Raw genomic sequence first — 12,799 nt, 5'->3', positions numbered from 1 at the left:
GGGCCGCCCACGACGCCGCATTCCGTCCGCCATCGCGGACGCTCTTACAACGCGGTGACTCTCCTGGCGCGCCGGACGAATCACCTTGGCGTGGATCACCTGAATGGCGTCGATGAGTTCCGGGTCGCGCAGGGTGCAGCGACGGCGTCCAGCCTACGACGTCCATCAGGCGCCTTCTCCTGGCATGGGCGTCCGGCGAGGTCGCTAGAGTCCGTTCGTGGGCACCTCACCCATGGCGCGATGCGCCGATGGCGGCCACAGCGGCCGGAGCCCGTGCGTCGAGCACTCGTAGTGGACGCGGACGACTGGTCCAAGGTCGTGCTCGCGGCCATCCCGGTGGTGGGCGCCGTGGCCAAGCTCCTCCGGGGCGCGGTCAAGGGTCGCCGCGGTCGGTTGGTCAGCGACGCAGACCTGCTCGCGAAGCTCCCACCGGACAGCGCTGCGTACAAGCGCATGCTGGCGCACCTGGACGCGGAGGTCGCGCGCATCGTCGAGGAGGAGGACAGGAAGCGACGGGACGCCGTCGGGGTCGTGCTGGGTCTGGCGCTCCTGGCCGCGGCAGCAGCCCTCGTCGTCTCCGCATGGCGCAGTGACGGTGACGTGGCCCCGTACCTGTGGACGGCCGCGGCGGTGGTCGCGCTCCTGGGCACCGTCGGCCTGGTGCAGGACGCGACCCCGCGAGCACGGGACGACTCGGGTCGACCGATCAAGTAGGCCGATCCAGCTCTCCTCCCGCACCTCGGCTTGCGTCGCTGGGACCCTTGTGGTCCTTCGGCTCCCGGTGGTCGCACTGGGCTGGACGGACGATGACACTCGATTGGAGTCACTCGACCGGACCCATCGGGGGAGCGGAAGGGTTCGCGTCCCGGTGATGACGTCCGCGAGCCCGGTCGGTCGGGAATTCCGAGGATCTTTGAGTCACTGGTTCCTGACGGGTGCGACGTGTCCCTGTAATGGCATCCGGCCATTCGGTAGCCGAACCGGGATCGGTCAAATCCGCCCGCTGAGCAGGGTCTTTGGCCAGTACTGAGACTGCGCGGGCCCCATTACGGTCCCCTCGGCACCACGAGGTGTCGCCAGGAACCCACCACAAGGGGGGATCATGGAAAAGACCGCTCGCCACGTCCTCCTGGCCACGACGTTCGGCGCAGCCCTGGCCGCCGGTCTCGTCACTCCCGGCATGGCCCAGGCCGAGGTCGCTCCATACGACTGCGGTTGGGACTACGACTGGGATGGCGACGGCGACCGGGATCGGGACGACTACGACTGGTGGTACGACCGTCACCGCTACCACGACTACCACGAGGGCGACGACACACGTGAGGAGTGCGAGGAATAGTCCGTCCGGCGCGGCGCCCCCGGACGCCGCGCCGCGTCCGTGATCCGATCCCCACCCTCGTCTCGTGCGCTCCCCCTCAGCGCTTCCTGCGCGCCTCGGCGGTCTCCTTGTCGTTCGCCTTCCTGATGGCGTCGACCAGCTCGTCCTTGCTCATCTTCGACCGGCCTGAGACGTCCAGCCGCTTGGCGACGTCCATCAGGTGCTCCTTGGTGGCGTTGGCGTCGACACCGCCCTTGGTCTCGCGGTTGGTGTCCCGGCCGCCCTCGGCCTGCGCGTCGCTGGGACCCTTGTGGTCCTTCGGCTCCCAGTGGTCGCCGACCTTCTCGTGCGTGTGCTTGACCGCGGCCCAGGCGACCTGGTTGGCGCGCTGCTCGTCGTCGTAGGAGTCCATCGCCGAGTCGTGCGCCTTGGCGAAGGTGCGCTGTGCCTTCTCGTCCGAGCGCTGCAGGGTGCTGGGGATCTCGTCCTGTTTGGCGTCCCCGCTCTTCGTCGTCTTCGGCATGCCGGGCCGTTACCCGCCGCCCGTGGGCGTCAGTCGCCGTCCCCCAGCCAGGTGACGCCGTGCTCCCGGGAGGCCCGCTCGTAGGCCTCGCCGGGCGACGCGTCGGCGCGGCTGGCCTCGGCCAGGATGCGGGAGAAGCCCTCGAAGCCGGCCGGGGAGGTCGTGCACAGCAGCCGGCCGGTGCGCGGGACCACGCGCCGGTGCGCGTGCGGCTCGCCGTGCGGGAGGAACAGCGTCCCGCCCGGGCCCACCGTGAACCCCAGGTCCCCGCACACGACGACGTGCTCGCCCTCGACGACGCAGTAGCGACGCAGTAGAGCTCGTCGGTCTCCCGGTGCACGTGGCGCGAGGTGTCCAGCAGCCGTGTCCCCTCCTGGAAGAGGGTGGACGCACCGCCGGTGGTGTCCGCGGACGCGCGGATGACGATCGTCGTGCCCCAGAGCACCAGGCGCTCGCTACGCCCCGTGCCCCCCGTCACCGCCCTGTCGCGCCGCAGGCCAGGAACGGGACCAGCGCCGTGACCAGCTCCTCGGGAGCCTCCTCGGCCATGTGGTGGCCGCTGTCGATGCGGCCACCGCCGCGCAGGTCGCCGGCCCAGTCCGCCCAGATCCGCAGCGGGTCGCCGTGCAGGTCCTCGAGGTCGTCGCGGGCGGACCAGAGCACCAGCGTGGGGCAGGTGACCCGCCGTCCGGCGGCCCGGTCGGCCTCCTCGGCGGCGCGGTCCACGGTCAGGCCGGCGCGGTAGTCCTCGAGCATGGCGTGCACCGTGGCGGGGTCGGCGATCGCCCGGCGGAAGTCCGCGTGGTTCTCCCGCCCCATCTGCGCGGCCTTCCCGGGGGCCAGCGCGCCGTACCAGGCATCGGGGTCGGCGCCGATGGCCCGCTCGGGCTTGTCGGGCTGGGCGAAGAAGAACCAGTGCCACCAAGCCGTGGCGAAGCGGGCGTCGGCGCGGTCGAGGTGCTCCACGATCGGGATGCAGTCGAGGACGGCGAGATGGCTGACGGCGTGGGGGTGGTCGAGGGCCGTGCGCAGCGCGACGTAGCTGCCGCGGTCGTGCCCGACGACGGCGAACCGCTCGTGCCCGAGGCCCCGCATGAGCGCGACCACGTCGCGGGCCATGGCGCGCTTGGAGTAGGGCGCGTGATCCTCGGTCGTCGGCGGCGTGGACGACTGCCCGTAGCCGCGCAGGTCCGGGCAGACGACGGTGTGTCCCGCCGCGGCCAGCAGCGGGGCGACCCGGTGCCAGGTGGTGTGCGTCCGCGGGTGGCCGTGCAGCAGGACGACGGGCGGGCCCTCGCCGCCGGCCCGCACCCGCAACCGGACGCCGTCCGCCCCGTCCGCCGTGGTCTCGGGGAAGCCGTCGAAGAAGCCCACCTCAGGGCTCGGTGAACCGGGACCAGTGCGCGCGCTCGTCGTCGGTCATCGCCCGGCTCGTGTCGGTGGCGAAGTCGAACGCCACCATCACCACGGAGGCGCGGATGGCGACGGCGTCGTCCTGGACCAGCTCCTGCCGGACGGTGAGCGACTTCGTGCCCAGCCGGGTGACCCAGCTGCGCACGCACAGCCGCTCACCGGTCCGGTAGTACAGCTGGCGCAGGTAGTCGACCTCGAGTCGCGCGAGGATCAGCCCCTGGTCCCCCGGTGCTCTCCCGGCCATGGCCAGCCGCGCGTCCTCGATCAGGCTCAGCGCGCGGGCGTGGTTGACGTGGCCGAGGGAGTCCGGGTCCGACCAGCGCAGCTGGACGGCGTGCTCGTGCGGGGCGCTCAGGGCAGGTCCGCGGTCTCTGCGGACTGGCGGTGGGCGCCCTGGGCGTCGTCCGGGTCGGGGTGGACCGTCCGCTCCTCGGACTCGGCCAGGATCACCTCGGCGGCGACCTCCTCCATGCCGCTGCCGGAGAGCTCCTCCTCCTCGGGCAGCAGCTCCGCCCGCGTGGAGACGTTGTGCTCGGTGACGTTGGCCAGCGCCTCGGGGCTGGGCTCCTTGTTGGTGGTCATCTCAGAACCGCTGCTGCTCGGTGCCGATGCCCAGGGCGCGGGCGACGTCCTGCACGTTGTCGAACTGCTGGCCGGACGGCAGCCGGCGCAGGTCGGACAGCACCCGGTCCGGGGCGTTGGCCTCCTGGGCCTTGGCCACGAGGGCGTCCTTGTCGGCCGGCCACACCTCCTTGCCGAGTGCCTCGGCGATCGCGGCGCGGCGCTCGACGTCGCCGGTGGAGGTGCCGGGAGAGGTGGCGGGCTGGTGCGGGTCGGTCATCTCGAGCTTCCTCACTGGGCCTGGGGGGTGGAGTCGTCGGTGTAGCGCAGGATCGCGGCGACCGGGATGTCGCCGGGCATCGCCGCCCGGGGGACGACGACGACGCCGGCCGCGCTCGCCACCGAGGCGGCGAGCAGCGCCCCCTCGGCCGGGACGACGGTGCCGTGGGTGCCGAGCGCGTCCATGTCGTGCTGGTCGACGCCCAGCTCGAGCGGCGAGTTGCCGACGATCAGCGTGTCGTCGGGGTCCTGCTGGTCGGCGAGGACCAGGGTCTCGACCTGGCCCTTGCGGAGCGCCTCGACCACCGCGGCCTTGCCCGTGACGGCCAGGCCGTGCGCGCCGGCCGAGGCGAGCTTCTCCACCGCGTCGGCCTCCTCGCGGGCCTCGTGCTCCGCGACCAGCTCGGCGGCTCGCTGGTCGACCGGCTCGCGGTCGGCGCCGGCGGCGCGGCCGCCCTCGTCCATGGAGACGATCAGCTCCGACCACAGGTCACTGGCCCGGTCGGTGAGGATCTGCCGGGCCCGCATGTCGCCGGCGAGGAGCACGAACTCCGGGTGCAGCCGGCGCGCCAGCGAGGCGATGCGCTCGGCGACGTTGTCGGCGTTGTGGATCCACTTGTTCTCGGCGTTGTGCTGGTACCGGTGGTGGGCCCAGCCGCCGCCCTGGAACTTGCGGATCTGGAAGCTGTCGCCCTCGACCTCGTCCTCGATCTCGGGCCGGCCGACGAGGGTGGCCACCGAGATGTCGGCGCCGACCCGGTCGGTGACGACGACGATGTGCGGCACCCGTCCGGGCAGCTGCCGCAGGACGGGGAGCAGGTTCGGGGTGGGCGACCACTCGGCGACCTCCTGCCGGGGCGAGTCCACCAGCGGCTGGTCGAGGACGACGCTGCCGTCCGCGGCGACGACCAGGGCCCGGCCCCTCAACGTGGCGATGTCCCCGCCCTCGTTGGCCTCGAGCAGGCGGCTGCGGACCGCCTCGACGACCGTCTCCGGCGCGCCCTGCTCGGTGAGCTTCTCGGCGATGGCGCGGACCCGCAGCTCCACCTCGGTGTCGGCGTTCTCGGTGGTGTGCGTGACGTCGGCACACACGGTGGCGTAGGGCCCGGAGGCGCTGAAGACCGGCTCCAGGAAGGACACGTCCATGGGGTGGGAACCACTCCTCGATCGCTGCGGCATGACGAACAGCGGGGCCCGCGGTCGGGCACTCCCGCCTCCGCCGCCTACCCACCGGCCGTGGCCTCACACCCGTGTCGGATCCGGAGGGCGGGGGTAGGCGGTCGGCCATGACCGAGCACGATCAACTGCCGCTGCCCGACTACGACCACCTCCCCGTCGAGGGGCTCGCGTCGCGGATCCGCACCCTGGACGCCGCGGGCCTGCAGACGCTGCTGGAGTACGAGCGCGCGCACGCCGACCGGCTGCAGGTGGTGACGATCATGGAGAACCGGCTGGCCGCGCTGCACGAGGGCGCGCAGCCCTCCGGTGGCGACCCCGCCGCCGCGGCCGTCGACGACCCGGTGCACGCGAGCGCCGGCTCCAAGGTCTCCGAGGCCACCAGCGGCCCGGCGATGAACCCGCCGTCCCAGGGCGACCCGACCAACCCGGCTCAGCCGCGCTCCAGCGGCTCGCACAAGAAGGGCAGCTGAGCCGCTTCCCGCCCTCGCGAGATCTGCACAGTGGCGCCCATCGGGTGCCCCGAGGCCGCCACTGTGCAGATCTCGCCGCGGTCAGTCCCCGCCGAAGGCCGCGGCGATGTCCAGCGCGGCGGGGCCGAGCAGCACGATGAACAGCGTCGGCAGGATGCAGAGGATCAGCGGGAAGATGACCTTCACCGGGATCTGCATCGCCTTCTCCTCGGCCCGCTGCCGCCGCTTGAGCCGCATCTCCGCCGCCTGGGTGCGCAGCACGTCGGCGATGGAGACGCCGTACGCGTCGGCCTGCACGACCGCGCGGATGAAGCGGCGCAGGTCGGGCACCGCCGTCCGCTCGGCCAGCGCCAGGTAGGCCTCGCGGCGGGGCTGGCCGACGGCGATGTCCTGCAGCGTGCGCACCAGTTCCTCGGCGAGCGGGCCGCGGCCGTTGCGCCCGGCCCGCGCCATCGCCGCCTCGAAGCCGAGCCCGGCCTCCACCGCGATGGTCATCTGGTCGAGGGTGTCGGCCAGTTCCAGCGCGATCGCCTGCTGCCGTTCCTGCCCGCGGCTGTAGAGCAGCAGCTCCGGGACGACGTAGGCCACCCCGGTCACGACGACGGCCATCAGCACGGTCAGCGGACCCGGGCTGGCCGTCACCACCAGCAGCCCGAGCGCCGCGGCGACCAGGGCGAGCACCAGCTTGGCCGCTACCAGCCGGGGCACCGGCCACTCCGCCGGGCGGCCGGCCGCGCCGGCCAGCCGGTTGAGCCGGGCCACCGTGCCGGCCGGGGTCAGCGCGCCGGCCAGGCGCGGCAGCAGCCGGGCCCGTGGGCGGGCGGCGGCCGCGCCCGGCAGGTCCAGGCCGCGGGTGAGGTTGGCGCGGGTGCGGGCGGCGGCGTCCTGCGGGCGGGCCAGCAGCGCCCAGCCCAACAGGGGGACGGCGAGGGCCACGGCCAGCGCGGCCGCGAGCACGGGAACGGGGACGGGGAGCATCAGAACCGGATCGCCACGGTCTTCTTCAGCCACAGCCCGCCGACGACCAGCAGCACGACGACCGCCGCCGTCATGCACCAGCCGACCAGGGTGGTGGTGAAGGGGGCCAGGTAGGCCGGGTTGCTCACCATGAGGAACGCGACGATGCCGAAGGGCAGGGCCATCAGCACGACGGCCGACAGCTTGCCCTCGGCCGACAGCGCCTTGACCTGACGGCGGATGGCGTTGCGCTCCCGGATGGTCCGGCCGACGGTGTCGAGCACCTCGGCCAGGTTGCCGCCGACCTCGCGGTGGATGCCGATCGCCTGGGCGACCCAGCGGAAGTCGTCGCTGGCCATCCGCTCGGCCACCTCGTCGAGGGCGTCGCCGAGGTCGCGGCCCACCCGGGTCTCGTTGACGATGCGGGCGAACTCCTCGGAGGTCGGGGCCGCGGCCTCCTGCGACACCGTGTCGACCGCGCGCAGCAGGCTGTGGCCGGCGCGCAGGCTGGAGGCCATCAGCTGCAGCGAGTCGTCGAGCTGGTCGGCGAACGCCGCCTGCCGCCGTCCGCGCCGGAGCCCGAGGACCACCTTCGTGGCCAACGGGACCAGGGCCGCGAACAGTGGCGCGAGCAGCACCCCGCCGAGCAGGAAGCCCAGCGCGCCGAGGACGACGGTGCCCAGTCCCACCAGCAGGACGACGTCCGGCAGCGCGGTCGCGACCCCCGCCCGCTCCAGCGCGGCCGTGCCGCGGGCCACCAGTCCGCGCCGGGCGAGCACCCGCTCCACCGCGGCACCGGCGGCGGCCGACGCACCGGCCAGCGCGGACGTCGGCGGGGCGACGGCGGGGTCCAGCCGGGACAGCGGCACCCGCCGCGGCCCGGCCGGGAGGACGGCGACGACGAGGAGCAGCAGCGCACCCGTGACCGCGAGCAGGCCCGCGACGAGCAGCATCAGGCCCACCCCCGCCGCGGCGGAGGCGTGCCGAACACCCGGGGCGAGACCCGGATGCCGAGCTCGTCGAAGCGGTCGGTGAACCGCGGCCGCACCCCGGTGGGCACCGGCTTGCCGAGGAAGCGGCCGGCGGCATCGACGCCCGCGGAGTAGTCGAAGAGGAAGGCGTCCTGCAGGGTGACCGTCTCCCCCTCCATGCCCTGCACCTCGGTCACGTGGGTGACCCGCCGGGTGCCGTCGCGCAGCCGGGTCAGCTGGACGACGACGTCGACGGCCGACGCGATCTGCTCGCGGATCGCCCGCAGCGGCAGGTCCATGCCGGCCATCAGCACGAGGGTCTCCAGCCGGGCGATCGCGTCGCGCGGGGAGTTGGCGTGCACCGTCGACAGCGACCCGTCGTGGCCGGTGTTCATGGCCTGCAGCATGTCCAGCGACTCCCCGCCGCGGCACTCCCCCACCACGATCCGGTCGGGGCGCATCCGCAGCGAGTTGCGCACCAGGTCGCGGATGGTGATCGCGCCCTTGCCCTCGATGTTGGGCGGCCGGGACTCCAGCCGGACGACGTGCTCCTGCTGCAGCTGCAGCTCGACGGCGTCCTCGATGGTGACGATCCGCTCGCCCTCGGGGATGAACGAGGACAGCACGTTGAGCAGCGTCGTCTTCCCGGTGCCGGTACCGCCGGAGACGATCACGTTGAGCCGGGCCTCGACGCAGGCGTGCAGCAGCTCGGCCATCTCGGGCGACAGGGTGCCGAAGCCGATCAGGTCGTCGACGGTGAACGGGTCCTTGGCGAACTTGCGGATGGTCAGGGTCGACCCGCTGAAGGCCAGGGGCGGGATGATCGCGTTGACCCGGGAGCCGTCGGCCAGCCGCGCGTCGACCAGCGGCGAGGACTCGTCGACCCGCCGTCCCACCCGGGACACGATCCGGTCGATCACCCGGCGCAGGTGCTCCTCGGAGGTGAACCGCGCGGCCGTGCGGGCCAGCCGGCCGTCCTGCTCGACGTAGACCGCGTCCGGGCCGTTGCACATGATCTCGGTGACGCTGGGATCGTCGAGCAGCCGCTGCAGGGGGCCGTAGCCGAGCACGTCGTCGGCCAGCTCGGCGGTCAGCCGCGCCCGCTCCTCGGCCGACAGCGGGACCCGCTCCTCCTCGACCACCTCGTCGAGCTCCCCGAGGACGACGGCGCGCAGCTGCTCCTCCGACAGCGACGGGTCGTTCATCCGGTTGCCCATGCGCTCGAACAACGCCTTGGCCACGCGGTCCTTGAGCCGGGTGAGCGCGTCGGTGGGCGGGGCGACCGCCACCCCCGCGGCCGGGGTCACGGGCCGGGGCGGCGGCAGGACGGGCGACGCGGCCGGCGCCTCGGGTGCGGCGTGCCCCTGGGCCGCGGCCAGCCGGCTGGCGAGGTTCACGACGCCGCCCGGTGCTTGGCCCGGTACCGGCTCGGCTTGACGATCGGGGTGGCCGCGAAGCGGGCGACCAGCCGGCGCAGCTCCTTGGCCGCCGGGTCCTTGCGGCCGCCGGCGACGATCGGCACACCCTGGTTGGTCGACACCGGCACCGCGGCCGAGCGCGGGACGACGACGTCCACCCCGGTGCCGATCGCGAGTTCGACGTCGCGCACCGACAGCCCGCCCTTGGGGTCGGCGAGGTTCATGACCACGTGCCGGCCCGCGGGGATCATGCACAGCTCGCGCAGGACGTCGAGCTCCTTGCGCAGCCCGCGGACGCCGGGGACGTCCATGCTGCTGAGCATCACGACGTCGGTGGCCCGGTCGAGGGCGGCGAGGGTCTGCTCCGAGAGGCCCGGCGCGGTGTCGACGACGACGTAGCGGAACTCGCGGGCCAGCGAGGTGAGCAGCCGGCTGACGTCGGCGGCGGTCACGGCGTCGCCGGCGGCCGGGGACTCCGCGCCGCACACGGCGTACAGGCCGCTGGGGTGCTGGGTGAGGAAGGTCTTGAGCACCATCGTGTCCTCGGCCGCCGGGCCGTGGGCGACGTCGGGCAGGGAGTACTCGGGCACGAGGCCCAGCGCCGAGGCGACGTCGCCGAACTGGACGTCGAGGTCGACGAGCACCGTCGACTGCGGCGCGGTCGCGGTCAGTCCGATCGCCAGGTTGGATGCCACCGTCGTCTTGCCCACCCCGCCCTTGGGGGAGGCCACGGTGATGACCCGCCCGGTGTAGCGGGCGGTCTCCTCGACCGGGCGCAGCACCCGTCGTCGTCCGGCCGCGGCGGAGCCGGCGCGCTCGAGGGCGGCCCGCAGCTCAGCGGCGTCCGCGGTGGGCGACAGCAGGTCGCGGACGCCGGCCCGCATCGCCTCCTGCCACGTCTGCGGCCCCGGGTCGGCGAGCAGGACGACGCTGATGCCCGGGCACTGCACGTCGAGCCGGGCGGCCAGGCCGAACACCTCCTGGGGAGGCGCCAGCGGGCCGATCAGCAGGACCTCGGGCAGCTCGCCGTCGACCAGCTGCTCGAACAACCGCGCCGGGTCGGCGGGCAGCCGGCCGGCGGGCAGCACGTGCACGTCGCCGTCGGTCGCCTCCTTGACGCGCAGGACGAGCTCGTCGTCGGCTGCGCCGAGAACCACGCGGCTCATGAGTAGTCCTTGTCGTAGACGTTGCCCGGGGAGAGGACCTCGGTGCCGGTGGTGTCGACCCCCTCCGGCTCGAGGGAGAGCCAGACGGTGCCGTGCTCCATGCCGAAGACGACGGCCTCGGCCGCCTCGGGCCGCAGCCCCAGGGTGACCAGCAGGCTGGCCGAGGGCGCGGCGCTGCCGGAGGAGGCGGTGTCGGTGCCCTCCCCCTCGGAGGCCGGCGCCGGTGCGCCCTGGACCTGGGTGACCAGGACGCGGTGCAGCACCGAGTGCGTCACCCCGGTCCCGTCCGGCAGGCCGAGCGAGACGTGGACGCCGACGCTGTCACCGGCCGAGAGCCGGCCGCCGACCGCGCGCTGCGGCTCGAGCAGGAGGCTCACCTCCGACGTCCCCTCGGGCGGGGCCACGGTGCCGGGCACGGAGAGGTCCTCCGGCGCGGCGAAGCGGGCGGCCAGCAGCTGCTCGCCCGGCTGCAGGTCGGCGGTGGCGACCTGCCCGGCGAGCTGGTCGAGGTCGGTGACCCGGCCCTCGACGGCGGCCTTGGCCGGCAGCCGCTCGGTGCGGACCAGCTCGGTCAGCTCCTGGGCCGGCGTCCCCTCGGGGACGGGCTGGTCCACCACCAGGACGTCCACGGTCTGCACCCCGGCGAGGGCGCGGGCGTCGGCACCTCGCACGTAGGCCAGGAGGACCACGGCGCCGGTGGCGGCGAGGAGCAGCGCCGCGAGGGCGGCGAGCAGGCGGCGTCTCACGAGGGCCCCTATCGGACGAGTCGGAGGACCCAAGCGCCCATCTGCGGGGCGTTGGAGTCGTGGTCGAAGGCCTCGCCGAGCTCGACGAAGCGGGTGAAGTAGCCGGTGACGCAGCGCTCGTTGCCGCCGCACGGTCGCGACGGTGAGCTGAACTGGCCGCCCAGGTGGTAGCCGGTGAGCCGGAAGGCGGCGTAGCCGTAGACCCGGTACCAGGCACCGCTGCCCGTGCCGCCGAACTGGTCGAAGATCGGCAGCAGCACCGTCTGCCCCACCCAGGAGGAGAAGTCCTGGGCCGAGCACTCGGCCGGCGGCGTGTTGCCGGTCGAGGAGTACGAGCGCTCGTCGCGGGCGCTGCTGGCGCGGCAGTCGCCCGGGTCGCTGACCAGGTACCCGAACCCGCCGGGCACGAAGTTGTCCGACGGCCCGGTGCAGTCCTTGATCGTGCTCGAGGACTTGGTGAGGTGGATCGTGCGCTCGGTCGTGCCCGAGGGCAGCCCGCCACCGGTCTGTTGGACGAACTCGCACCAGGAGAAGGTCAGCGGCAGGACGGCGGTGCCGCGGCTGGGGCCGCCCCACGCCACCGTGGCGGTGGCCGAGACGGTGGTCGCGTCGTGCCCGATCACCGGGGCGAACCAGTGCTCCTTCGGGGTCCTCCCGGAGACGGTGACGCGGTTCGGGTTCGACGCCAGGACCGGCGGGGCTGCGGTGGCGTCGCCGAGGTTGGCGTCGACCATGCCCTGGGCGGTCGCCTGCACGTCGCCGCAGGCACCCCGGGCGCAGTCGGCGGCGACGGCCAGCGCCGCGGCGTCGGCGGCGACCTGCAGCCGGGCCTTCTCGGCGTAGAGAGCACCGATGTCGACGGCGATCGCGGTGAACCCGAGGACCGGCACCATGAGCAGTGCCAGGAGCACGGCCGAGGCACCGCGCTCGCCGGCGAGCCGGCGGCGGAGGGCGGGGCGGCCGCCCTGCATCCCGGCCCCGTCCCGGGCACCGCCCTGAGCGGGGCGAGGGGTGGGGAGCACGGGGTCCTCCCGCGAGTGGCGGGGGGCAGGGGGGTCCCTTCTCAGCCGTTGCACCGCATGACCCCCGTCCCGGTCAGGTCGATGCTCGCGCCGAAGAAGCCGGTGAGGAACGGCATCGGGTAGTCGACGGTCACGCGCACGGTCGACGGGGTCGTGGTCGTCGCCGGACAGGCAGCCGGCGTCACGGTGATCTGCGCGTTCCTGATCGCCGGGTCGAGCGTGGGGGCGGCGTCCCGGACGGCCGTGCGAGCCGCGGCCGGGTCGTTCTGCAGGGCCATGACCCGGGCACCCTCGCGGGCGGCGGCGGACAGGGTGCCCTGCACCTGGAACGCGTGCCCGAACTCGGCGATGCCGAGCACCAGGACGAGCAGCAGCGGCACGATGAGCGCGAACTCCACGGCACCGGCGCCGTGCTCGTCGCGCAGTCGGGTGCGCACTCCTCCCCCACCTCCTCCCGCTGTCGTCGCCGGGTGCGGCGCGGCGCAGCGGCCCCGGGGGGACGGGACCGCTGCGCCGTGGGATGTGGAGGGTCAGCCGGCAGCCGGAGCTCCGCCGCCGGCGGCGGTGCCGAGCGAGCCGGCGATGCTGGTGAACAGGGCGGACAGCTGGGTGCGCAGCAGGATGACCGCGGTGATGATGCCGACCGCGATCAGGCCGACCATCAGGCCGTACTCGACGGCGGTCGCACCCTTCTCCTCGCGCTTGAGGCGCTCCTCGGCGAACGAGTACAGCGTGATCAGCGTGGCCAGCGGGTTGGTGACGAGGTTGAGCACGGG

At 73.9% G+C, this 12,799-nt stretch carries 18 protein-coding genes; 3 read left to right on the top strand and 15 right to left on the bottom strand.

Annotated features, from left to right (window positions below):
• Positions 1-291: 291 nt before the first annotated feature.
• Together ACU610_RS03255 and ACU610_RS03250 are read left to right on the top strand one after the other, a co-directional pair.
• Positions 292-714 carry a hypothetical protein gene (locus tag ACU610_RS03255; protein WP_446766279.1) on the top strand — a complete coding sequence of 141 codons (423 nt, stop codon included), beginning with the start codon at positions 292-294 and terminating at the stop codon, positions 712-714.
• Between the two features lie 388 nt (positions 715-1,102).
• The gene (locus ACU610_RS03250) at positions 1,103-1,339 is read left to right on the top strand and encodes a hypothetical protein (protein WP_446766278.1); all 237 of its coding nucleotides are present in this window, start codon (positions 1,103-1,105) and stop codon (positions 1,337-1,339) included.
• Between the two features lie 76 nt (positions 1,340-1,415).
• Here ACU610_RS03250 and ACU610_RS03245 read toward each other — a convergent pair whose 3' ends face one another.
• From ACU610_RS03245 to ACU610_RS03215, 7 genes are all read right to left on the bottom strand, one after another.
• Positions 1,416-1,841 (bottom strand): ChaB family protein, encoded by a 426-nt coding sequence (locus ACU610_RS03245; RefSeq protein ID WP_446766277.1) that lies wholly within the window; start codon positions 1,839-1,841, stop codon positions 1,416-1,418.
• Positions 1,842-1,870: 29 nt separating this feature from the next.
• Positions 1,871-2,116, bottom strand: a complete 246-nt coding sequence (locus tag ACU610_RS03240; RefSeq protein ID WP_446766276.1) for a hypothetical protein — start codon at positions 2,114-2,116, stop codon at positions 1,871-1,873.
• Positions 2,117-2,315: 199 nt separating this feature from the next.
• Positions 2,316-3,215 carry an alpha/beta fold hydrolase gene (locus ACU610_RS03235; protein WP_446766275.1) on the bottom strand — a complete coding sequence of 300 codons (900 nt, stop codon included), beginning with the start codon at positions 3,213-3,215 and terminating at the stop codon, positions 2,316-2,318.
• A 1-nt stretch (position 3,216) separates the two neighbouring features.
• Positions 3,217-3,579, bottom strand: a complete 363-nt coding sequence (locus ACU610_RS03230) for an acyl-CoA thioesterase (protein WP_446770689.1) — start codon at positions 3,577-3,579, stop codon at positions 3,217-3,219.
• Between the two features lie 26 nt (positions 3,580-3,605).
• Positions 3,606-3,836: a hypothetical protein gene (locus tag ACU610_RS03225; protein WP_446766274.1), complete on the bottom strand. Its 231-nt coding sequence runs from the start codon at positions 3,834-3,836 to the stop codon at positions 3,606-3,608.
• Position 3,837: 1 nt separating this feature from the next.
• Positions 3,838-4,095, bottom strand: a complete 258-nt coding sequence (locus ACU610_RS03220) for a DUF2795 domain-containing protein (RefSeq protein ID WP_446766273.1) — start codon at positions 4,093-4,095, stop codon at positions 3,838-3,840.
• 11 nt (positions 4,096-4,106) lie between these two features.
• Entirely contained in the window at positions 4,107-5,240 is a 1,134-nt protein-coding gene (locus ACU610_RS03215) for a baeRF2 domain-containing protein (protein WP_446766272.1), read from the bottom strand.
• A gap of 140 nt (positions 5,241-5,380) precedes the next feature.
• Here ACU610_RS03215 and ACU610_RS03210 point away from each other — a divergent pair, with 140 nt between their 5' ends.
• Positions 5,381-5,743, top strand: a complete 363-nt coding sequence (locus ACU610_RS03210) for a hypothetical protein (protein ID WP_446766271.1) — start codon at positions 5,381-5,383, stop codon at positions 5,741-5,743.
• 81 nt (positions 5,744-5,824) lie between these two features.
• Here the strand turns inward: ACU610_RS03210 and ACU610_RS03205 are convergent, their stop codons facing one another.
• From ACU610_RS03205 to ACU610_RS03170, 8 genes are all read right to left on the bottom strand, one after another.
• The gene (locus tag ACU610_RS03205) at positions 5,825-6,721 is read right to left on the bottom strand and encodes a type II secretion system F family protein (RefSeq protein ID WP_446766270.1); all 897 of its coding nucleotides are present in this window, start codon (positions 6,719-6,721) and stop codon (positions 5,825-5,827) included.
• Entirely contained in the window at positions 6,721-7,653 is a 933-nt protein-coding gene (locus ACU610_RS03200) for a type II secretion system F family protein (RefSeq protein WP_446766269.1), read from the bottom strand. The genes ACU610_RS03205 and ACU610_RS03200 overlap by 1 nt, the downstream gene beginning before the upstream one ends.
• The gene (locus ACU610_RS03195; protein WP_446766268.1) at positions 7,653-9,068 is read right to left on the bottom strand and encodes a CpaF family protein; all 1,416 of its coding nucleotides are present in this window, start codon (positions 9,066-9,068) and stop codon (positions 7,653-7,655) included. The genes ACU610_RS03200 and ACU610_RS03195 overlap by 1 nt, the downstream gene beginning before the upstream one ends.
• The gene (locus tag ACU610_RS03190) at positions 9,065-10,255 is read right to left on the bottom strand and encodes an AAA family ATPase (protein ID WP_446766267.1); all 1,191 of its coding nucleotides are present in this window, start codon (positions 10,253-10,255) and stop codon (positions 9,065-9,067) included. Before ACU610_RS03190 ends, ACU610_RS03195 begins: the two co-directional genes overlap by 4 nt.
• Positions 10,252-11,001, bottom strand: coding sequence for a Flp pilus assembly protein CpaB (gene cpaB / locus ACU610_RS03185; protein ID WP_446766266.1), 750 nt, complete (start codon positions 10,999-11,001; stop codon positions 10,252-10,254). Before cpaB ends, ACU610_RS03190 begins: the two co-directional genes overlap by 4 nt.
• 8 nt (positions 11,002-11,009) lie before the next feature.
• Entirely contained in the window at positions 11,010-12,023 is a 1,014-nt protein-coding gene (locus ACU610_RS03180; RefSeq protein WP_446766265.1) for a pilus assembly protein TadG-related protein, read from the bottom strand.
• A gap of 41 nt (positions 12,024-12,064) precedes the next feature.
• Positions 12,065-12,460, bottom strand: coding sequence for a TadE/TadG family type IV pilus assembly protein (locus ACU610_RS03175; protein WP_446766264.1), 396 nt, complete (start codon positions 12,458-12,460; stop codon positions 12,065-12,067).
• A gap of 93 nt (positions 12,461-12,553) precedes the next feature.
• Positions 12,554-12,796, bottom strand: coding sequence for a Flp family type IVb pilin (locus ACU610_RS03170; protein ID WP_446766263.1), 243 nt, complete (start codon positions 12,794-12,796; stop codon positions 12,554-12,556).
• Between the last annotated feature and the right edge of the window lie 3 nt (positions 12,797-12,799).

It is taken from the genome of Geodermatophilus sp. URMC 61 (assembly GCF_052931555.1).
This window is presented reverse-complemented; position numbering and strand designations above follow the sequence as displayed.